23 protein-coding genes are annotated in these 20166 nt (G+C 41.5%); 10 read left to right on the forward strand and 13 right to left on the reverse strand.

The features are described from left to right. Positions 1-60: 60 nt before the first annotated feature. Positions 61-870, reverse strand: coding sequence for a helix-turn-helix transcriptional regulator (locus B4Z47_RS22405; RefSeq protein ID WP_286727921.1), 810 nt, complete (start codon positions 868-870; stop codon positions 61-63). Positions 871-878: 8 nt separating this feature from the next. Continuing rightward, a complete protein-coding gene (locus B4Z47_RS22410) occupies positions 879-1403 on the reverse strand; it encodes a hypothetical protein (RefSeq protein WP_070567484.1) in 525 nt (174 codons plus the stop codon). A gap of 233 nt (positions 1404-1636) precedes the next feature. On the opposite strand from B4Z47_RS22410, the gene B4Z47_RS22415 reads away from it, so the two are divergent. After that, complete coding sequence (locus B4Z47_RS22415; RefSeq protein ID WP_075994677.1) at positions 1637-2191, forward strand: SMI1/KNR4 family protein; 555 nt, start codon at positions 1637-1639, stop codon at positions 2189-2191. Positions 2192-2571: 380 nt separating this feature from the next. Next, positions 2572-3282, forward strand: coding sequence for a Crp/Fnr family transcriptional regulator (locus tag B4Z47_RS22420; RefSeq protein WP_070567486.1), 711 nt, complete (start codon positions 2572-2574; stop codon positions 3280-3282). A gap of 49 nt (positions 3283-3331) precedes the next feature. On the opposite strand, the gene B4Z47_RS22425 is transcribed toward B4Z47_RS22420, so the two are convergent. Genes B4Z47_RS22425 through nirB form a run of 4 tightly spaced genes read right to left on the reverse strand, consistent with a single transcriptional unit; the run spans position 3332 to position 7498 of the window. Then, positions 3332-3709: a hypothetical protein gene (locus tag B4Z47_RS22425; RefSeq protein WP_232475702.1), complete on the reverse strand. Its 378-nt coding sequence runs from the start codon at positions 3707-3709 to the stop codon at positions 3332-3334. 30 nt (positions 3710-3739) lie between these two features. Then, positions 3740-4552 (reverse strand): formate/nitrite transporter family protein, encoded by an 813-nt coding sequence (locus B4Z47_RS22430; RefSeq protein WP_070567490.1) that lies wholly within the window; start codon positions 4550-4552, stop codon positions 3740-3742. A 47-nt stretch (positions 4553-4599) separates the two neighbouring features. Further along, on the reverse strand, positions 4600-4947 hold the full coding sequence (gene nirD, locus B4Z47_RS22435; RefSeq protein WP_070567492.1) for a nitrite reductase small subunit NirD: 348 nt from the start codon (positions 4945-4947) through the stop codon (positions 4600-4602). 34 nt (positions 4948-4981) lie between these two features. Next, the gene (nirB, locus tag B4Z47_RS22440; RefSeq protein ID WP_083296018.1) at positions 4982-7498 is read right to left on the reverse strand and encodes a nitrite reductase large subunit NirB; all 2517 of its coding nucleotides are present in this window, start codon (positions 7496-7498) and stop codon (positions 4982-4984) included. A 200-nt stretch (positions 7499-7698) separates the two neighbouring features. Here nirB and cobA point away from each other — a divergent pair, with 200 nt between their 5' ends. Next, the gene (cobA, locus tag B4Z47_RS22445) at positions 7699-8460 is read left to right on the forward strand and encodes a uroporphyrinogen-III C-methyltransferase (protein WP_070567494.1); all 762 of its coding nucleotides are present in this window, start codon (positions 7699-7701) and stop codon (positions 8458-8460) included. Positions 8461-8629: 169 nt separating this feature from the next. Here cobA and B4Z47_RS22450 read toward each other — a convergent pair whose 3' ends face one another. Then, positions 8630-9379 carry a DeoR/GlpR family DNA-binding transcription regulator gene (locus tag B4Z47_RS22450; RefSeq protein ID WP_070567496.1) on the reverse strand — a complete coding sequence of 250 codons (750 nt, stop codon included), beginning with the start codon at positions 9377-9379 and terminating at the stop codon, positions 8630-8632. 4 nt (positions 9380-9383) lie between these two features. Continuing rightward, positions 9384-10553, reverse strand: coding sequence for an MFS transporter (locus B4Z47_RS22455; protein ID WP_286709864.1), 1170 nt, complete (start codon positions 10551-10553; stop codon positions 9384-9386). 75 nt (positions 10554-10628) lie between these two features. Between B4Z47_RS22455 and B4Z47_RS22460 the strand changes: the two genes are divergently transcribed. Next, positions 10629-11018 carry a VOC family protein gene (locus B4Z47_RS22460; protein WP_070567500.1) on the forward strand — a complete coding sequence of 130 codons (390 nt, stop codon included), beginning with the start codon at positions 10629-10631 and terminating at the stop codon, positions 11016-11018. Between the two features lie 96 nt (positions 11019-11114). Here the strand turns inward: B4Z47_RS22460 and B4Z47_RS22465 are convergent, their stop codons facing one another. The 3 genes from B4Z47_RS22465 to B4Z47_RS22475 form a co-directional block, all read right to left on the reverse strand. Further along, positions 11115-11714 carry a hypothetical protein gene (locus B4Z47_RS22465; protein ID WP_070567502.1) on the reverse strand — a complete coding sequence of 200 codons (600 nt, stop codon included), beginning with the start codon at positions 11712-11714 and terminating at the stop codon, positions 11115-11117. A gap of 55 nt (positions 11715-11769) precedes the next feature. Beyond that, positions 11770-12021, reverse strand: coding sequence for a hypothetical protein (locus B4Z47_RS22470; RefSeq protein WP_070567504.1), 252 nt, complete (start codon positions 12019-12021; stop codon positions 11770-11772). 260 nt (positions 12022-12281) lie between these two features. Then, complete coding sequence (locus B4Z47_RS22475; protein WP_070567506.1) at positions 12282-12671, reverse strand: DoxX family protein; 390 nt, start codon at positions 12669-12671, stop codon at positions 12282-12284. Between the two features lie 105 nt (positions 12672-12776). On the opposite strand from B4Z47_RS22475, the gene B4Z47_RS22480 reads away from it, so the two are divergent. Beyond that, entirely contained in the window at positions 12777-13778 is a 1002-nt protein-coding gene (locus B4Z47_RS22480) for an energy transducer TonB (protein WP_070567508.1), read from the forward strand. A gap of 6 nt (positions 13779-13784) precedes the next feature. Here B4Z47_RS22480 and B4Z47_RS22485 read toward each other — a convergent pair whose 3' ends face one another. Further along, on the reverse strand, positions 13785-15149 hold the full coding sequence (locus B4Z47_RS22485; RefSeq protein ID WP_070567511.1) for a hypothetical protein: 1365 nt from the start codon (positions 15147-15149) through the stop codon (positions 13785-13787). Between the two features lie 258 nt (positions 15150-15407). Here B4Z47_RS22485 and B4Z47_RS22490 point away from each other — a divergent pair, with 258 nt between their 5' ends. From B4Z47_RS22490 to B4Z47_RS22500, 3 genes are all read left to right on the forward strand, one after another. Continuing rightward, on the forward strand, positions 15408-16118 hold the full coding sequence (locus B4Z47_RS22490) for a DUF6454 family protein (RefSeq protein WP_070567514.1): 711 nt from the start codon (positions 15408-15410) through the stop codon (positions 16116-16118). Between the two features lie 62 nt (positions 16119-16180). Further along, positions 16181-16357 carry a hypothetical protein gene (locus tag B4Z47_RS22495; protein ID WP_157698392.1) on the forward strand — a complete coding sequence of 59 codons (177 nt, stop codon included), beginning with the start codon at positions 16181-16183 and terminating at the stop codon, positions 16355-16357. 215 nt (positions 16358-16572) lie between these two features. Continuing rightward, complete coding sequence (locus B4Z47_RS22500) at positions 16573-17184, forward strand: DUF1269 domain-containing protein (RefSeq protein WP_070567516.1); 612 nt, start codon at positions 16573-16575, stop codon at positions 17182-17184. A 218-nt stretch (positions 17185-17402) separates the two neighbouring features. Here the strand turns inward: B4Z47_RS22500 and B4Z47_RS22505 are convergent, their stop codons facing one another. Then, positions 17403-17837 carry a helix-turn-helix domain-containing protein gene (locus tag B4Z47_RS22505; protein WP_070567518.1) on the reverse strand — a complete coding sequence of 145 codons (435 nt, stop codon included), beginning with the start codon at positions 17835-17837 and terminating at the stop codon, positions 17403-17405. Between the two features lie 208 nt (positions 17838-18045). Between B4Z47_RS22505 and B4Z47_RS22510 the strand changes: the two genes are divergently transcribed. Both B4Z47_RS22510 and B4Z47_RS22515 read left to right on the forward strand, forming a co-directional pair. Beyond that, complete coding sequence (locus B4Z47_RS22510; RefSeq protein WP_286709867.1) at positions 18046-18771, forward strand: TonB-dependent siderophore receptor; 726 nt, start codon at positions 18046-18048, stop codon at positions 18769-18771. A 2-nt stretch (positions 18772-18773) separates the two neighbouring features. Then, positions 18774-19937, forward strand: coding sequence for a PepSY-associated TM helix domain-containing protein (locus tag B4Z47_RS22515; protein ID WP_070567522.1), 1164 nt, complete (start codon positions 18774-18776; stop codon positions 19935-19937). Positions 19938-20166: the final 229 nt, after the last annotated feature.

Here is a 20166-nt window from a genome sequence, read left to right on the forward strand (position 1 = left end):
CAGTCTATTTGTGTAAAAATAGCATTAGCCAAATGAATAAAATAGAATGAAATTAACTTTTTAAGCGTTTATCTTGTTGCGATATTCCCCAGGTGTGGACCCAAACAAACTTTTAAAACAACGTATAAAATGACTTTGATCCGCAAAACCTGATTGATAGCCTATTTCGGTTAGCGAAAGAGTCGGTTCACGCAGCAGCAGCACCGCATTTTCCACTTTCAATTTGCGGATATAATCACCCATCGTTACACCAAAATACCGGGAAAATTCACGGGACAGATAAACGGGATGTAGATCGATAGTATGGGAGATAGTCGTCAGATTCAGCTCACTGCTAAAATTCGCCCGCAAATAATCACGCAACGTATAAACCCATTGCGGAATTTTACGTTCGCTCACTATCCGATCGCGATGCAACAAAGAAAACACATGTAACAACAAACTGTCCATTGCAAGTCCCGAACTATTATCCTGATCAAAAGATTCCCAAAAGAGTTTATGGAAGAGCAGCCTTACCTCTGGCAGATGAATATCCATATTGCCTTCCAGCAGATGCAGCGCCGCCATCTCGTTCCAGTGCCAGTGTGGACTTAGTTCAATATGAAAACCCCGGGTACACCCATCTGGTTTTCTATTGTAGTGAGGGTCTTGCCAATTATGAAAAAGCAGGTCCCCAGCACTACAATGATGAATCCCTTTTTTGCTCCCCTCGAGCAAATTCCCTTCCAAAATAAACGTGAAATAAGGGTTTTCATGGTAATGCCAGTCCACTTTTTCCAGTGGATAAATAGCATCTGAAACAAGTAGTTCATTGGAATTAAATTTCCTATTTATAGCACCGTAGTAGGTACCTGCACTGAGCTGCTCCACGTCTTACTTTATTCCGCGTAATATCCCGCTACGCCAATGCCAATCGTCCAAAAGAACTTTGACTTTTTAAGGTCCTCCAGCAGCATATCCGCATTGTCTTCGTATTCGCCATCGGCTTTGATTTCCTCAATCTCCTCCTGAACATCCTCTTCAGTAATCTGTCTCCAGACACCAACAGAGCTATTTAAAAATGTATAGCAATATCCCGCTTCGGCATCATCAACCTCACCCGCATTTTTATCACGCAGGATGCTTACAAGTTCGGTCGCTTCGACCTGAAACGGATTAACACCATAGATACTGATTTCAGTTTTTTCTGGATAGGGTCCATTGATGCTTTCTATAAATTCCAATGTTCCCTGATCATTAAAATCAAGTCTCAATTCGAGTTCATCATAATAATATTGGTCGTCCAGCGCATCTGAAGGAGCACCAAGTACATTTTGAACTTCAGCACGGCCCGCACCGAGATTAACCTGACCAATACCTTCAATTTGAATCCCAACAAGTGGGACTAGTTCGATCTTTTTCATCCGTATTCAGTAAATTATAAAAAGGATACCTGCATAAATAACACTTGAACATCTGCTATCGTTTTATCCAATAATGAACATAGCTACAGCTTTATGCTGACATAAATTTACACTAATTCCCATTAAATAATTATTAACATTTTTAACTTTTCTTACGATCCTTAGCGCACATGATAATTCGCATACTCAGCCAATTATGACTAACTTTAGGAATGCATCAAAAATCGACGATTATGCAACAGACGCTAGCGACATTAGACAGTTATATCCAAAATCTAAGACCTGAACTGTATACCGATCTACAATCCCCGTTATCGGCAGAAGATTTTAGGGCCCTTGAACAGAAATATGATATTGAAATACCTCATGATCTTAAAGCACTCTATCGCTGGAAAAATGGGCAGCGCAATACAAGTTATGAAGCCTTTGTTAACAATTCGACTTTCATCCCACTAGAAGAGGCGCTGGATACAGCGCAGGAATTGACAAATATGATTGGTATGGACTTTGAAATCGAAAACTGGTGGAATGAACGTTGGATCCCTATATTCCACAACGGCGGTGGAAGTTATATCTGCTATGATCTAGGTGGCATCTTTACCGGACAGGCAGGTCAATTGATTGAATACTGGAATAAAGACAATGACCGGAATGTTATTGCACCTAACCTCGAAGGTTTTTTAGGGCTACTTAACGACTATTATGCCCATACGCCTAAAGAAAAATTCGATGATTTTTTTAGCCTAGATACCACAGGCGAATATCCCAAACGGTTTAAGGTGGACTAACAGAAACTCATCGCCCTCATTTTTTTCTCTCGATGAATTTTTAAATTTATTATACCTTTTCCCGCTGTTTCTCTTTGGAACCACAGGATAAAAACAGCGTCAACATACAATAAAGAGTAACAAAAATTAAATAAATCCTTAGCTTCATCATACTATTGGTCTTTACACTAAACCGAAGAAAACAATAAATGCTGATTTCAAATGACAGCATCAACAAGATGCCAACCATAATGGAGATGCAAAATTTCATCCAGTTCCACACATTAATAAGTTAAAATCAAAAGATATACTGTTTTTATAGAAGGTAAAATAGGAATTTAAACGAATAGATAATAACTTTGGACAGATAACACACCGTCCGTTATACGAATCAGGCCTTCATGAAATCGAAAAAAGTAAATACTTGCGACCACTCCTGCCTTATGTGCCGTTATGTCCTACAAGACTGGCTTGGACAAATCGACCTGCACCGAACAAATATCAGATTGAAAAAAGGCGAGCAGTTTATTACCGAAGGGCAATCGGTTCGGGGTATTTATTTTGTCCAGTCTGGACTTGTCAAAGTTCACCGCAATCTTGGAGATAAGGAAACCATTGTTCGTTTTGCAAAAAAGGGAGATATCGTAGGCCATCGCGGTATCAGTACTGAACAAACCGTCTATCCCATTTCGGCAACTACCTTGGATGTCACGCAGCTCTGCTTCGTGGAACTGCCATTTTTTCTGTCCACACTGCGCATAAATCCCGAATTGAGCTATCGGCTGATGTTATTTTTTGCCGACGAACTACATCTTTCTGAGCAAAAAATGACCAACCTGACACAGCTTCCTGTTAAAAACCGACTTGCTTGGAGCTTATTGTTACTCTACCGTATTTTTGGCGAGGAAAACATGGACGGATATATCGGTCTCACCTTGAGTAAAAAAGATCTTTCGTCCTATGTAGGCACTACTTACGAGACCGTTTACCGCATGCTAGGTGAACTTATCGATCTAGAGGCGATAGCGATGGACAAAAAAAATATCTTTATTAAAAACTTCCAGCTTTTGCATGATCTTTCGGAAGAAAATATGGGGAGTGAAACAGCCTAAGACGGCTAACGACTCCCCAATCCATATACTTCCCTAAAAATACATCACACTAAAATTTATAGCCTAAACCGACCCCCAAACGCCACTTGCCATCAGCAGTACCCGTTTTCGCCGCGTAAAATGCGGGCAGCTGAATAGCAATATGCCGGAATACGGCCGTCAGACCAAAGCCTAGAGACGGGGTGACCCAGGAATTCTTTGGCTTCCCTGCTTCAACCTTATCTTCTTTAAGTTTTAAGCTCGGCAATAAACCCAACAACAGGCAACTTTTCGGGCTGAATATATATTTCACCGCTGGTCCAGTACAATTGATATAAGCACCATGATCAGCGTATCCTGCCACGACAATTCCCTCAAACAAACTCCCTTTGACTGTTTTTTCCTGACTGTAAGACTCCATGCTAATAGCTAACAATAGAAGTAACATGAATAATTGTTTTATCTGATGCATAAAAATCTAGTTTTGTGAAGTCGACACTTTTTCTTTTTGATGATAGGTATAATAGATAGCCATCCCTGTAAACAGCAATCCGCCGACAATATTTCCAGCTGTTACAATCAGCTGATTGCACAGCCACCAGTCGGAGATAGTCACTTTTGCACCGAACATCATCCCGGCAGGAATCACAAACATATTGACCACTGCGTGCTCATAGCCTAATGCAAAGAATATAAAGATCGGAATACCTGCAGCCAGTATTTTGCCAAGAGTAGACTTAGACGTCATGGACATCACCACCCCCATACAGACCATCCAATTACACAAAATAGCTTTAACAAAAGCCGAAAACAAGCCTGCTGCACCATGGGCGCTGTATCCAAGCGTTTTCTTTTCGCTGATCAGGATCAGGCTCTGTTCGATGTTTCCGAGCTGGCTCGAATGTCCAGTTTCTGTACTAGCAGCCCAAAATAAAATCGCAAAGAGGACACTTCCAAGCAAGTTACCTAGAAAAACCCAGAGTAAATTATTGGCCATAGCCTTAAAATTGATTTTACCTTCAAACCAGGCTAAAGGTACGAGAGAGAAGCTGCCTGTCACCAATTCCAAACCGAGGATGACGATAATAACAAACCCTACAGGAAAAACGAATGCACCGACTAATCCCAATCCTGTCTGCGAAGTGGCCAAAAGTGCGAGTGTAACAGAAATTGCCAATAAGGCACCTGACAATGCTCCCCGTATCAGTAGATCTTTGACCGGAAGCGAAGATTTGTAGATAGCGGTGTTCATCATGGCACCAGCTACCTCTTTAGGGCTAATATAATCCATCGTATTTTTGTTTTAAAAGGTTTTAGATTCAATTATTTTTATTTCTCCTAAGCAGTCATCCCAATAAAAACACTTCCGTTTTCCACCTTCACAGGATAAGTCTTAATGGCACATTCGTCACCCGAAAGACATTCGCCTGTATCCAACGCAAAGGTTTTCTTATGGAACGGACAGGCGACTTTAGGCGTTTCACCCAAAGAGCCCAGCATGCCGCGGCTTAAAATCATCTGCCGTTTATGCGGACATTCATTTTGTGTGGCATACCACTCATTGCGGCGGGCGAAATAAAACAGCGCCACCTGTTCGTTATTCAATTTAAGACAGACTCCACCATTTTCAATAGCATCTTCTATCCGACAAGCCTTCAGCCATTTCATGTCAATTTGCGTATTCATATGATTTCAATTAAAAGGTTTAGCGATTTTATATTTAATAGGTACTGACGTTCCAATCAGCAGCTTTTTTTTGTCCGCGAAAGCTGTCAAAGCGAACAGTTTCATCCTTCTCTTCGGGTGCATTAACAAAGTGGACAAAGCGTTTGCGAATTTCCGGATTCTCCACTGCTACCTTCCATTCACAGCGATAACTATCGACAAGCAGCTGCATATCCTGCTCCCAGGCCTCCCCCATACCCAGGCCATCCTCTACCACAACATTCCTTAAATAATCTATTCCGCCTTCCATTTTATTGAGCCAGGTAGCAGTCCGGGTCAGCGGATCCGCAGTGCGGATATAAAACATCAGGAAACGGTCAATGTAACGGATACAGGTTTCACTATCGATATCCGATGCAAGCAGCAAAGCATGCTGCGGCTTACTTCCGCCATTACCGCACACATAGAGGTTCCAGCCTTTTTCCGTCGCAATAATTCCAAAATCCTTACTCTGCGCCTCGGCACATTCGCGGATACAACCACTAACAGCCGACTTTATCTTATGTGGAGCACGAAGACCACGGTAACGTTCCTCTATCCGTATCGCAAAAGAAACACTATCGTGCAGCCCAAACCGACACCAGGTACTGCCCACACAGCTTTTGACAGTCCGTAGTGCCTTGCCATAAGCATGTCCGCTTTCAAAGCCGGCAGCAATAAGTTCTTCCCAGATAAACGGCAGATCATTGAGATGTGCACCAAATAGGTCAATGCGCTGTCCGCCCGTAATTTTTGTGTATAGGCTGTACTTCTTAGCGACTTCCCCGATAACAATCAGTTTATCTGGGGTAATTTCACCTCCCGGAATGCGCGGAACAACTGAATAGGTCCCACCCTTCTGTATATTGGCCAAATAACGGTCATTACTATCCTGAGCCACATCATTACCCTTGCCAAGAATCATTTCGTTCCAAAGGCTCGCTAGCAAGGAAGACACCAGCGGTTTACAGACTTCGCAGCCATGTCCGCGGCCTAGCGCATCCAATACATGATCGTAACTTTTCAGCTCATGGATCTTGATCAGGTCATATAGTTCCTGGCGGCTCAGATCGAAATGTTCACAAATGGTACTCCGGATATATTTCCCTTGCTGTTTCATCGTATAATTGACCAGGTCCTTGACCATCGGCACGCAGCCGCCACATCCCGATCCAGCCTTGGTACATTTCTTTACCGCATCTGCATTTTCACAATGACCAGTTATCACAGCATCACAGATCTGTGCTTTAGTGACACCTTCGCAACTGCAAATCAATGCCGCATCAGGAAGAGCCTCCAGACCAGCAGAAGCCGACTTACTTTCGCTCTGCTGGCCCAAAAGAAGGAGTTCAGGGTGTTCCGCCAACGGCAGGCTATTATTGACCATCTGAAGCAACATGTTGTAACTTGCCGCTTCCCCGACAAGTATCCCACCCAGCAGACGCGTTCCATCTTTACTTACGTTCAATCGTTTATAAATACCTTTATTACGATCCTCCAATAAGATCGTGCGTGCATAAGGCTCACTGATAAAAGCGTCTCCAAAACTAGCCACATCAACTCCCATCAGTTTCAGTTTGGTGCTCATGTCAAATCCCTTAAAGGATTTCTCTTCCCCCACAATATGAGATGCCGCAATTTCAGCCATTTCATAGCCCGGTGCTACCAGACCATAGATCATATCATTCACTAAGGCACACTCACCGATAGCATAAACTACAGGATCAGAAGTCTGCATCTGCGCATTAACCAATATTCCGCCCCTTTCACCAACATCCAGTCCAATTTTCTTGGCCAGCTCATCACGGGGACGTATACCTGCTGAAATCACCAATAAATCCGTCTCTATCGACGAACCATCCTGAAAAGCAATCCCCGTCAGGCGATCATCCCCCAGCAATTGGCTTGTCGACTTTTGCAATAAACAGGTCAAGCCTAGTTCTGACAACTTTTGTTGCAACAACATACTGGCGCTATCATCAATCTGACGCGGCATCAGGCGTTGGGCAAATTCGATCACGGCAGTCTCTTCCAGACCAAGATCCACCATTGCTTTCGCAGCTTCGAGTCCCAAAAGTCCACCGCCCATTACTGTACCACGCTTCGCTTTTGCCGCATAAGCTTTGATCAGATCCAGATCTTCGATGGTACGATATAGAAATACCCCTTCCTTTTCAATGCCCGGAATCGGTGGAACAAAAGGAGCAGAACCAGTCGCAAAAACCAGATAGTCATAATTGACTGTGATACCTTTTTGAGATTCCACTTCTTTTTTTAATCGATTTACAGCAACAATTGGATCATCTAAATGAATTTTTACATTATTTTCCAAATACCACTCATTTTTTAACAAGAAAAGCTCGTCAATAGACGAAATTTTGAAGTAATCTGTCAAATGAACACGATCATAAGCTCGTATCGGCTCTTCTGAAAACACAATTATTTCCAGATCGTTTATTTTCTGCTTTAATTTTTCACAAAACTTATTACCGACCATACCATTACCAACAATAACAACCTTTTTTCTTTCCATAACTGCTATTTTTTATGATAAAAATTCAATTTAATATTTTAACAACACTAATTTATGCAATAAAAAATTAAAAAATCAAAATAAATATGATTTTAGTAATATTTTTTCAATAAAAAACTGTAAATAATTGTAGTTTTTATGATTTATATCAGATTTTTTAATAGATTTACATATAATTCAACAACAAAAACAACAATAACATGGAAAAATTAAGCACAACATCGTTATTTATTGTAGGATCTGGCCCTGGAGACCCCGAATTACTCACCCTGAAAGCATATAAAGCAATAGAAAATGCACAAGTGATCTTATATGACAACTTAATTAATAAAGAAATCCTTCAAATAGCAGATAAAAACTGTTTAAAACACTATGTCGGCAAGCATCCTTACGGAAAATACGTGCCCCAGGAAGAAATCAATAGGCTCATCCTTCACTATTGCGAAAGATACGAAAGAGTGGTACGGCTTAAAGGTGGCGATCCCTATCTTTTTGGGCGCGGCTTTGAAGAATGGCTTACCGTACAAAACAGATCAATTAACATGACCTACATTCCGGGCATCAGCAGCATGCAAGGCGCCGGCCTCAATGATATTCCGCTGACACATCGTGGTGTAAGTGAAGGCGTATGGGCATTAACAGGTATGAAAAAGGACGGATCCCTATCTGCCGATCTGGCCCTGGCAGTTCAGAGCAGATCTACTGTAGTCATCTATATGGGAATGCGTAAGCTCGATGAAATAGCACGCACCTATGTTTTGCACAGCAAAGGAGAAACAGCCGCAGCAATTATACAACATGCGAGCTTGCCGCAACAAAGACAGGTGCGTTGCAAAGTCAAGGATCTCGTCAGAATAAGCAAGGAGCATCAGATAGGGCATCCTGCTATCATTATCATCGGCGACGTAGTGGATCTGCAGCAAACATTGACAGTTGCTGCCGAACAGCGGCGCATTATTTAGGATCGATTATAGCGTTACTTGAAATATAAGTAAAGCCTATTATTATCCACTTTATTGCCGGACTAAAACAGACAAAGGTCATCAATACCTGCGAAGACTTTAATATTATTATTATTTGGAAGCTTTATATCATCTACCAAATCTCGTCAGATTTGTCGCTGTCAATTGGCTAGACAATCTGCAGGTCCATATTTCTAAAGAGATTCAATTCGGAATCATTTGAGTCCAGGTCGGTGATCAATGCCGTGAGCGAATCTATTGGACACACCCTAAACAGTTCACCTTGATATAGCTTATTCTGGCTGGCTAAGGCTATTGTTTTCTTTGCACATTGAACCATCATCTTTTTGGTTTCTCCATCTGCAGCTGACGCCGCCGAAACACCGAGCTCAGGATCTACAGCACAAGTTCCCATGATAAAGATATCGGCATTATACTTAGCAACTTCCATACAGGTTGTGATGCCTGAAGTTACAGCTAGATCGGGTTCAAAATGACCACCCAAAAAAATAAGTTCCACATTTTTGAACTTCTCGAGCAGTGGCACGATGGAAAAATTATTTGTAACCATCCGAACCCGGATATCCAATGGCATAGCATTCACTACGGCCCGCGTCGTGGTGCCACCATCCACAAAAAGAGTCATGCCATCTTTCAGAAACGGCTGTACTTTTAATGCGATAATATCTTTTTCTTTGGTCAGAAACGATTGCCTATCCTGGAAAGTCAGTGGATCTTTTTCTCGCAGTATAGCACCGCCCCTGGTCTTGGAAAGCAAGCCGTTCCGATAGAGAAGGTCTATATCGCGGCGGATGGTATCTTCCGATACCGCCAACAACACCGCCAGCTCTTCAAATTTCACCTTCCTCCGGACCGCTAATTCGCGGAGGATTATCTCAAAACGTTCTTCTTTTAACATGCGATTACTTCCTGATTTTATAGATAAGAGCTACCACTAGAAAAAGCAAAGCTATTGTTTCGAAAGCAATGATCAAAGAAAAATGCTGCGCAATAGCCCCCAAAAGCGCGGGGCCCGCCAGCTGACCGGCATAACCCATTGTTGAGATAACCGGAATGGCTACCGTCGGCGAAAGTCCTCCAATCCGTCCACCCTCGCTAAAAAATACAGGTACAATATTGGCGGCTCCCAGTCCCAAAAGGACAAATCCAATGAGCGTTAGCGATAACCAAGGACTACACACTACGATCAAAATGCCCAACGAAGCCAACAAGCTACCACCTATCACCACAACCTTACTATTCAGTTTACTTACTAATCGGTCTCCCTGCAATCTCATGACCGCCATCGCAACGGAGAATGCCGCATATCCAATTCCCGTAAACTCAGGAGATACTCCTTTGTGATCCCGCAAGAAAATAGCACTCCAGTCCAACATCGCTCCCTCAGACAAAAAGGCAATGAAACACATCAGCCCAAGTATCAGCACACTCCACCTAAACCATTGAAATCCCTTTTTTGAAACCTGAGTTTCATCAATAGGAGAAAACTGGACAATGATTTCTTTTTCCCTTTGATAGCTCAGCAACTTTCGATATTGTAAGATCAGTAGCAGTATTAATAGAATAGCTATGGTAACTGCTGCATAAATAGGAATTAACCCCATCTTTATCAGAAAACCCAAGCCGATCGATCCAAATAGCCCTCCAACACTGAACAGTCCATGTAAAGATGACATTATCGGTTTACCTATTGCATTTTGAACCTGCACACCATGTGCATTCATGGCCACATCTATACCACCTATACTGCAGCCAAATATAAAAAGAACACAGGCCATCAAATAGCTATTGGTTACCATCAACAGTACAGGGAGCACTACGGCAGCTATCAAACCTGAAATCAAAATCACTTGTCTGCTCCCAACTTTCCCGATGAAAAACCCGGAAAGCGGCATCGTTAATAGCGCGCCACCTCCCAAGCACAGCAGTAAAAGCCCCAGTTCTCCGTCATTCAGACCAAGACGGTCCTTGGCAAAAGGTACCATCGGTGCCCAGCTTGATAACGCGAGGCCACATACCAAAAACATGACCTGTGTCGCTACCTTAGCCTTTAATATCGATTCGTTCAACATATCTGATAATTTTTATATTGCAATATTGTGCAAATTTGCATAATATTGCAATATAATTAAACAAAAAGATTTGACATGCGAATAGAACACCTCGCCCTATGGGTCGATGATCTTGAGAAAACACGTGCTTTTTATGCCAAATACTTTGGTACTGTAAGCGGAGAAAAGTACCATAACCCGAAGAAGGGGTTTTCATCCTACTTCCTTAAATTCCGCGAATCCGGCGCACGTTTGGAGATTATGAATCGTATTGATATTACTACTGCCGCGGCGGATAGGAGCCTCAACAAAGGCTATACCCATCTGGCCATTAGCGTCGGTGGAAAGGATGCTGTCGATAATCTGACCGAGCAATTACGGTCGGATGGTTATATCGTCGAAAGCGAGCCGCGTACTACGGGGGATGGTTATTATGAAAGTGTCGTGCTTGATCCGGAGGGAAATCCGATAGAAATTGTAGCTTAAATAGTTCAAAAAAGTAAAGCATCCCGGACACTATCAGGATGCTTTACCTTATTCTGCATGAAAAGTAAGCCTAAAAGGCTCTAATAAGGGCTTCCATTAGGATTTTCTTATGACAGGATCGATCCAGTAATAGTCATGGTTGGTATGAGCGAAAAACTCCATCGGCGTAACATGGCAATCAATGGTATCACTGAGCCCGTCGTCGGTATAAGTGACCACATCTTCGGATGGCATCACCATCCCGCTCATAATGGCTCCATAGTCCAAGCAGTGAAGATCAGATATCAGTACATTAACTGTGTGGGCCAGCGTCCATTTTTCCATTTCTTCCTTGCTAACACGTTTCACACGCTCGGCCAAAAACCGGGCTTCCTCCAGCTCTTTTTCGACACTGTCCGGAAAAAAAAGCAACAGGAAGGCTTCATACTTATCAAATTCTTTATTTCGGATTGCTTCATTTCGCAGAAACAGCTTCTCGCCCATCTGTCCGTACTGATCGGCATATTTTTTCAGTTCCATTTCGGCTAGTTCCTTATCCGACCATTGCTGCAATTCTGAAAGTGCATGGACCTCGGTACCATGGCCATCACACTGATTGAGATACGCCCAAATATCGCCCTGTACGACTTTGGGCTTCCTGTGCTCCAGCACATTGTATCCTTGCGCTACCCATGCTTCTATTTGTTCCCTTCTCATCTTAAGCTGTTTTTTAAAAATAAACAACAGCGCAGCTGCAATGGTTTTCTTTTTTCTATTTGAGATTTCTGGCTTTCAGTTCCGCATCCACCGCTTTTTCATTCTTTCCAAAATATTTAAAGAACAAAATGGCCAATATCAATGGGAAAATTGTAGGCCAGGTTAAACCGGCTACGAATATACTGTAGGCAGCGATCCCCAAACAAAAGCCAATAATTGATGCATTGATTATTTTCGTGGGTTTAGCTTTCTTTTTGAGAACCAACAACTCTTCATTGCTCAGTTCATTTAATTTCTTTTCTTCCATCTGGTCTGTACTTTTATAGGTTAGTTATTTTATATGTTTGATGCGAATATAATTATTTAAATGAGCAATAAAAAAACACAAAAGGTTGGAAATTAGCAAAAGAATAGCGCAAAAAAATAAAAAAGGTCGGATGAAAATGGAACACCCGACCTTTTAACTAAGTTACTCCTTACATGGATACCTATAGGACAACAGCCGCAGACATATGGTTTGTTTTTTACAATTTTGTATCAACTTCTGTTCAACCAGTCTTCACCCAATCAGCTCTTGCATGTACTTTTCAAAGCCCATGCAACCAATATAGGCTGAAAAAATAAACGGGCAAGCCGCTTTCCATCCGTATCCAATCCAAAGCCGTCGCGATGGTCTTTATATTGAGCAATATTTCCGGGAAACACAGCTGCAAAAAACGCTGCTGCGATTTTTCCAACGTTCGATCGATGTTTAGCAGGTGCGAAAATCAGTGTAGCACCCAAAGCAATTTCCGCAATACCGGAATATACAACAGTATCATCTTTGGAGATCGGAACCCAGTCCGGCACCTGAGCCTGAAATTCCTTGCGGGCGAAGGACAGATGTCCAATACCGGCTACCACCAAAAAGGTACCTAGACCAACTCGTGCAATCTTCTGCATAGGTGAATTATTCATAATCTTTTACTTAGAGGACATCATTCCACTCGAAATAGTTTGTCCAACGCTGCGGATTATTTCACCTAAAAAATATATATTTGATTAAATAAAATTAACCATATCATGCACTATTATCCCTTAAATATACACAAATACATTATTTTCCTCCTTTTTACGTCCCTTGTGATTCATGCAAAAGCACAAGAAACAATTGTCACTTATATAAAGAAAAATCGTGGTATTACTGCTATAAAAGATTCAGCCGCTTACACAAACATTATTCGTTTAACAGCAAATGAATTGGGGCTTTACGAGGTAAACGATTACTATCCAAATGGCAATTTAAAAAGACATGGCTGGACAAAAGTAGCTGACCCACGAAGATTATATCTGGAAGGCATTATTGAAAGTTATTACAACAATGGCAACCTAGCGGTATCAGCCGGATATAAAGACAATAAACTGAGCGATACTGTAAAAAGATACCACGAAAATGGTCTTTTAAGAGAAATTAGATTTTTCTCCAGTTCTGAAGCCAGTCCCAACGAATTTCTTTTTCAGGACCAGCATAGCCGACTAATCTATTATGCTGATTCAACAGGCCGAAAGCAGGTCGAAAATGGAAATGGCACGTTCGAATTTAAAAACAATATAAATACTGAAAAAGGTGTATATGTTGATGGATTACGTCAAGGACATTGGGAAGGTACTTTAAAAAAAGGAAAGATCAAGTTTGAAGAATGGTATGAAAAAGGTGTGTTAAGCAAGGGAACCAGCACAGATAGTATGGGCAATGTGCATCCCTATACACGTCGAGATGTCCAACCGGAATACCCTGGCGGGATAAAAAACCTTATGATCTTTATTGCCCAGAATTATAAATATCCCAAAGAAGCTTTAAATGCAAAAGTATCAGGACAACTTCTCATCAGTTTTGTCATTGAAAAAAATGGTCTGGCGAATGAATTTGAAGTGATTAATGACCTCGGGTATGGAACAGCAGCAAATGGTATAGCAGTACTGAAGAAAGCCGAAAAATGGGCTCCGGGTTATCAATACGGTATGCCTGTACGTGTGCAGTTTACCATTCCAATCCGTTTACATACAGGTCCCGCTCCAAATTAGCCCTGATCATAATCGTCTGGACTGCATCTGCTTCAATACGGCCTTCATTTTTTCCTGATAGAGCTTATTTGACTTCGATAATTTCACAGCTCTCTGTTGTTCTTCTTCTGCCTGCGCATAAAAGCCAACCCGATACAACAATAAAGCCATCGTATAACGGAATGCTGGCACATCAGGTTTGAGATCTATTGTTTTCTTTTGCCAACGGATCGCATCAAATATAACCGAAGGATCATTTCTCTCAAAGGCCAAGATCTGTTTAGCACCATAATTCAAATTATTTGCCAGGTCATCCTGATAATATTTACGTCCTTTACCAACCAACGATTTGAACTCCGCATTTTGTGCACTGTCCAACACAAGTTGATTTCCTGAAAAATTGATCTTTCGATCTTGCGCAAAATCCATTCGAGACAAGGAATCGGGGTCCACCTTATAAAATGATTGTTCATAATAATTCCTTGCCATCCGGACGTAAGACAGACTATCTTTCATTAGCCTTTTATACTCCAAGGGATAATAACCTTGGGAATTGGAAGCGCGCAAATAATTAGATGTCCATGTCGTATAGGCAAAATAACCAACGTTTTGAGCTAATGAAAAGTTTCTCTTGTCAAGCGATTCGCGAAATGTCCGCTGAATAATTCTATTGTTTATTTTTTTACGAACGGGCAATGGCAACGAGGAATACAGACTATCCACCATTTTACTATTGGTACGTGCCAATAAATAAGATTTACTATTATATACAGGGCCACAGCTCAATAAAAAAACAACCGTCTCAAAATTATTCAATTGCTCTATCGTCAGCTGTGCTATATAGTCACTCAACAGTTGCTGGTCTGTATATTGATCAAATGTCTGATTATAGCGGAGTATTTTGTTCAGCAAGGACTGCTGACGGATCCCCTTTCGATATTCTGCTATAAGCTTACCGAGAGTTTCAGCTTTTGCAAGCGTATTTGCCGAGTCTATGAGTCTTTCCAGCTCATCTCCCCCATCAACCGCCTTGTCTATTCGTAAAATAGGAATCCCATCTTTATCAGTAACAAGGTACATCGGTTTGTTCAAATAGAAAGCCCGTTGCAACGGATGGTCAAATTCATCCCGATCCACCTGAACAATTCCCGACACAAACTGCGTACTGAGGATATCTTTTGCTTTTTTTGAAACAGAGCCTCTAAAAGGAATAAACTGATCGTCCCGTTGATGAACCACCAAGAACATCGGCTTATTTTCCTTTGCTGCGCGCTCCAGCAGCTGTAAATAATCTTCTTTTTGCGGAAATGTCTGCTGCTGTGCTATTGCAGGGTAAACAAACACCCAACACAAAAATATGAATACAGCAGATTGGAACTTGAAATGATTCATTATCTATGAAAATTAACTAGCAATAACTTATGATATAATTTATAGAACTGGATAAAAGTTTCAATTCTTCTATTCAAGAGACATCGAATTGGGAGGCCAAGCGAACAATTAAATAGCAAAAATGAATGTATAAAGCTAATAAAATACAGGCAAAAAACCACAACGAATTTAACTCTATATATAAAAAATTAATAAAAAAAGAAAGCTCTGCAATAGCAGTTCCCGTAAGCCACTAGACAAATACCGATAAAAAAAGCTTTGATAGCTAAACAGCGGCCGATCTACGAAGAGCAGGCCGTCGGCCTGGGAACGGGCTATCTCATGAAATTTAATTTTAAAGGAGAGCTTATTGCTCAACTTCGTTTAGGAAAAGATAGCGTTTATCATCCCGGGGGGATAGATTTTGATGGTCAATATATTTGGATCCCAGTCTGTGAATATCGTCCCCACGGCAGGTCGCTGATTTACAGAATAGATCCGACTACCATGGAAGCGAAGGTTGAATTTACGGTAGACGATGCCATTGGAGCCCTTGTTTGCGATCGAGATCGACATGAACTCGTTGGTTTCAATTGGGATGCTATGCAGTTTTATACGTGGAAACAACAATTGCTCGATCGTGGTAAATGGCATTTAAAATCAATCTCTAACAATAATCAGCATTTTATTCATTTTCAGGATGGACAATATGTGGGTCAAGGTTTGATGATTTGCTCCGGGGTCAACAGTTTTTTGAAAGATCCCCACGCAAAGGAGCGCATCGTAATCGGGGGCATTCAATTAATGGATATTCATACCTATCAGAGCACCTATACCCTGCCAATCCACTTAAGAAGTAAAACAGGTCGCATTATGACAAGTAATCCTTTTTACACCGATGTCGTTGACGGAAAGGTCTGCCTGTACTTTGTGCCCGATGATGATCAATCCACACTTTACATGTATGAGATAACTAATTCCAAATCATGAATTGCTCTGGGAGTCGCTATGGCTGAAATTGATATCAGACAAATACAAAAGAAATTAATTCGATGGTACACAAATTTGGTACTAAAACATTTATCAATAGTCTCTGGAATGTCGATAAACTGGTTTTGAATGATCCAGCTGAATTTGGCAAAGTGCATCAGAACGGGGCAAATATAGTCCAAGCAGATTATCCTGAATTATTACTCAGACACCTTCGTTTACATAAACTTCACCAATAGATTACAATTTATCCGGAAGTCTATCGTCCATACTAAAAATAAAAAACCACCCTTATTATGACTTTCGTTCCGTGAGGCAATAGCTGCTCAGATCAGCTCGTTTTATTACGAATAAATAACCCCCGAGTCATATTATTATTTTATTTGACCAACTCAAAAAAAATAATTTAAATTTATTACAACACAAAAATGTTCATTACAAAATTCAAATCCATATGGAAAATATTTTGATTTATATCGTTGATTCGACAGAGAAATCAATCGCGGTAAACCACACATTAGCCGATCTCGACCGCAATAGTGACATTCGTATTTATGAGTCTATAACCATCCGAAAAACAGATCAGGGTGGTTTTGACGTACTGAAAGACGCGACAGAAGAGGGCGGCTGGAAAACACTCGGCGGAGGTGCCATCGGTGCATTGATCGGTATTGTGGGCGGTCCACTAGGTTTATTGCTGGGCGGACTTACCGGAACATTTATCGGGGCGACGATGGATACCGAAGAATTTGTTGTGTCGACCGATTTTATTGATCAGGTCAATAATAGCTTGCAAGTGGGGGAAATAGCAGTGATTACTGTTGTTGACGAAACAAGCCCAGATTTCGTGGATACAGCTTTGCAACCCTTGGAAGGACGATCCTTCCGGACGAGTGTTGATGAGGCCTATGATCATTATCAGGAACGCGTAGAAAAGGCGGCTTCCGAAGAACACGCAGCGGAAAAAGCCAAACGGGAAGCCAAGAAAGCCGAACGGAAAGAAAAACGTGCGGAACTCCGCGAGAGTGTCAAGAAAAAGATTTCAGACTGGTGGGACAAACTTTAATTTAAGCATCTTTAACTTCAAGCAGCTTCGGCTAACGATAAGGGCTGCTTGGAGTTTGGGAAAAATCGCCAAAACTCCACCCCTAGCAAAACGGCGTTTGAAGTAAGCGACAAAAAGACAAAAAACGCAAGGATCGTAGTGAACAGGCGAATAAATAAACCGCTTGATACAGATACTCAAAAGGACAGGACCAACTCACAGGGTGGTAAACAGAAGATTTAGACTTTTGAAGAACGTTGCACTACTTTTGGTTTTACCCCGAAATGCTTCTTAAAACTTGCTGAGAAATGCGCAGGATTGTTATAGCCTAAAAAGCGTGAAATTTCATTTATAGGCCGGTCTCCTTGTGTAAGTAAGCTCCTAGCTTTTTGCATTCTCACCTTGGTCAAATGCCCATAAATGGTTGTACCATAGCAGAGCTTGAAATATTTCTTTAAATAGTTTTCATTCGTTCCTAATTCAGCAGACAATTGCGATAAAGATGGCGGATCGGTCAAACTATTTTCTACTATTCTTTTTGCTTCCGCCATCAGTTTTTTCATTTCCGTACTAAGGCTATTATCCGTTCGAGACACCGTATTACCAAGTTTATGCTGGTCAAATGTTCGCGCCAATAACTCCATGAGTTTACCAAAACAAAATAAGGATTCCATTCCTGATCAAGCTCCGAATTGAGCAACTCGGTTATAATCCTTTTCTGCTGTACACTGATCAAAGCCGAATTGTCAAACAGGATGCCCGATCGCGACGATTCTAAAAGCATATGAAGTTTGGCCAGAAAAGGGCTTTCCTGCGTCAAAAATGACTCGAATAAGGAGACCGGAATATTGACTTCAACAAAACTTTCTGCAGGATGTTATACTGCCGCGCTTTGGAGCAGTTTACACCATCAACCCACAGATCAATCTATATGGAACTTACGTAAAAGGCTATAATCCGCAGACAGCTTCGGCACTGGCAAACCCTAATGCCGAAGGTCCATTTGATCCACTCGAAAATGACATGACCGAATTTGGATTAAAAACAGCCTGGTTGGACGGAAAACTCCAGGCAAGTACAGCTATCTATCAGATCAATCAGAAGAATACGCTTTACCCCGCCCCCACTGCCGACAATGCAGATTTAATGGAACAAATCGGAAAAGAAAGATCGAAAGGGATAGAGTTTGATATTCAGGGTCAAATTCTCCCGCACTGGAGCGTTATTGCCTCCTATGCCTACAATGATGCAAAGATTACCGAAGGTGGAAATAATGAAGAACTGAACAGACAAAAACCAAATGCGCCTCAAAATACGGCAAACATCTGGACCAGATTCTCCATTCCTTCCGGAAAAGCAAAAGGCTTGGGAATCGGCGTCGGGGCCAATTATGTGGATAAGCGAAACCTTTCCCTTAACCAGAACCAGACCATCCCATCCTACAGTTTACTGAACGCAGCATTATATTATACCATTGGAAAAGTACAATTGCAGGCCAACTTTAATAATATCACCAATAAAACCCATTGGGTAGGTGGTTACGATTATATCCGTCTATTTCCAGGTGCACTACGTAATTTACTATTTACACTAGGCTATACCTTTTAAGCATGACTTTAAAAAAGATGATCTTGTTTTTACACCGCTGGATCGGATTATTGTCCGGTCTGGTGGTTTTTATCGTAAGCATTACAGGCGCTATTTATGTATTTGAAAAGGAACTATTTGCCCTATTTCATCCAAGTTATGTAACGGTAACGGCACAGAAAGGCAAGAAAATACTTCCCCTTTCCGTCTTAAAGGCAAATGCGCAGCGTGTCACCGATCATACCATTACCATTATCCGTGTTCCTGCTACAGATGATCAACGACAAGTTCATCTATTTGAAGCACTTAAGCGCCGTCCAAAGAACGATGTCGGGGGTGTATTTGTAAATAAAGAAATCATCTATTGGGACCGTATTTTCGTAGATCCCTACAGCGGCCGCGTTTTAGGAAAAATAGACGTTGAGACAAACTTCTTCTGGATTGTAAGGCAGATCCACCAATTCCTTTATCTCCGGCGCGACGTAGGGAGCGCAATCGTAGGGAGCAGCGTCCTGCTGTTTATCATTACACTAATTTCGGGGCTTTTCCTTTGGTGGCCAAAAAATCGGAAGGTAGCTGTAAAGCGGTTAAAAATAGATTTCAGCGCGAAGTGGAAACGTCTCAACTATGATCTTCATCAAGTACTTGGCTTTTATGCATTTTTGTTCGCGATTGTCATCGCATCAACCGGTTTGGTTTGGTCCTTCAAGTGGTGGGAAACTAGCATCTACTGGCTTATGGACGGTAAGCGGCCCAATACGAAAATAGAAGAACCAAAAATTCAAGGCAGCCCAGTGACAGAATCACGTGTAGCACTTTTAGACCTGATATGGTCTGACGTTCTGAAAAAGGACAGTACACATCAGGGCGTTTTGATCAATTTGGTTCCCGAAACTACTCAAGCTAATGTAAATATCTATACGAAAGGAAATACCTGGTGGTCGGCCTCCGATGCCTATGCCTATGATCTTCGGAATGGGAGTGCATACTACAAACGCCTACAAAATGATAAAACACTGGGCATGAAATGGCGAAACTCCAATTACGATATTCATGTCGGAAAAATAGCCGGGTCTACAGGCATGTGGATCGCTTTTGTAACAAGTTTAATCTGTGCCTCTCTGCCGGTAACAGGTTTCTACATTTGGTACGGTAGAAAATTTAAAAAGAAAAAATCACGCTTATAGCACACAGGTTTACAGCCCTCTGGGCAAATAGTTAACGTTCTGCTGTTCAAAAAATTATTTATATTTTACGTCGACTTCATCATAAACTTTTTTCTCAAAATATCCCGCTTATGCTTCACACGATATAACCGCTTGAAACAGAAGTTCCGTCTAAATAACACGACTACCCTTAAAGAATTTCTAAGAAGACTACTGCAAACAACAGAAAGAAGTTTTTTCACCCCGAACG

This window comes from Sphingobacterium sp. UBA2610 (assembly GCF_002339225.1).
Classification (GTDB): domain Bacteria; phylum Bacteroidota; class Bacteroidia; order Sphingobacteriales; family Sphingobacteriaceae; genus Sphingobacterium; species Sphingobacterium multivorum.

What these genes read in the sequence shown, in the direction of transcription:
- B4Z47_RS22505 (WP_070567518.1), bottom strand. Translation starts at nt 17,837, where the DNA reads ATGGAATCCTTATTTTGTTTTGGTAAACTCATGGAGTTATTGGCGCGA.
- B4Z47_RS22430 (WP_070567490.1), bottom strand. Translation starts at nt 4,552, where the DNA reads ATGGATTATATTAGCCCTAAAGAGGTAGCTGGTGCCATGATGAACACC.
- B4Z47_RS22485 (WP_070567511.1), bottom strand. Translation starts at nt 15,149, where the DNA reads ATGAATCATTTCAAGTTCCAATCTGCTGTATTCATATTTTTGTGTTGG.
- B4Z47_RS22455 (WP_286709864.1), bottom strand. Translation starts at nt 10,553, where the DNA reads ATGTTGAACGAATCGATATTAAAGGCTAAGGTAGCGACACAGGTCATG.
- B4Z47_RS22495 (WP_157698392.1), top strand. Translation starts at nt 16,181, where the DNA reads ATGGTACACAAATTTGGTACTAAAACATTTATCAATAGTCTCTGGAAT.
- nirB (WP_083296018.1), bottom strand. Translation starts at nt 7,498, where the DNA reads ATGGAAAGAAAAAAGGTTGTTATTGTTGGTAATGGTATGGTCGGTAAT.
- B4Z47_RS22460 (WP_070567500.1), top strand. Translation starts at nt 10,629, where the DNA reads ATGCGAATAGAACACCTCGCCCTATGGGTCGATGATCTTGAGAAAACA.
- B4Z47_RS22465 (WP_070567502.1), bottom strand. Translation starts at nt 11,714, where the DNA reads ATGAGAAGGGAACAAATAGAAGCATGGGTAGCGCAAGGATACAATGTG.
- B4Z47_RS22420 (WP_070567486.1), top strand. Translation starts at nt 2,572, where the DNA reads ATGAAATCGAAAAAAGTAAATACTTGCGACCACTCCTGCCTTATGTGC.
- B4Z47_RS22515 (WP_070567522.1), top strand. Translation starts at nt 18,774, where the DNA reads ATGACTTTAAAAAAGATGATCTTGTTTTTACACCGCTGGATCGGATTA.
- B4Z47_RS22480 (WP_070567508.1), top strand. Translation starts at nt 12,777, where the DNA reads ATGCACTATTATCCCTTAAATATACACAAATACATTATTTTCCTCCTT.
- cobA (WP_070567494.1), top strand. Translation starts at nt 7,699, where the DNA reads ATGGAAAAATTAAGCACAACATCGTTATTTATTGTAGGATCTGGCCCT.
- B4Z47_RS22425 (WP_232475702.1), bottom strand. Translation starts at nt 3,709, where the DNA reads ATGTTACTTCTATTGTTAGCTATTAGCATGGAGTCTTACAGTCAGGAA.
- B4Z47_RS22410 (WP_070567484.1), bottom strand. Translation starts at nt 1,403, where the DNA reads ATGAAAAAGATCGAACTAGTCCCACTTGTTGGGATTCAAATTGAAGGT.
- B4Z47_RS22500 (WP_070567516.1), top strand. Translation starts at nt 16,573, where the DNA reads ATGGAAAATATTTTGATTTATATCGTTGATTCGACAGAGAAATCAATC.
- B4Z47_RS22415 (WP_075994677.1), top strand. Translation starts at nt 1,637, where the DNA reads ATGCAACAGACGCTAGCGACATTAGACAGTTATATCCAAAATCTAAGA.
- B4Z47_RS22450 (WP_070567496.1), bottom strand. Translation starts at nt 9,379, where the DNA reads ATGTTAAAAGAAGAACGTTTTGAGATAATCCTCCGCGAATTAGCGGTC.
- nirD (WP_070567492.1), bottom strand. Translation starts at nt 4,947, where the DNA reads ATGAATACGCAAATTGACATGAAATGGCTGAAGGCTTGTCGGATAGAA.
- B4Z47_RS22475 (WP_070567506.1), bottom strand. Translation starts at nt 12,671, where the DNA reads ATGAATAATTCACCTATGCAGAAGATTGCACGAGTTGGTCTAGGTACC.
- B4Z47_RS22470 (WP_070567504.1), bottom strand. Translation starts at nt 12,021, where the DNA reads ATGGAAGAAAAGAAATTAAATGAACTGAGCAATGAAGAGTTGTTGGTT.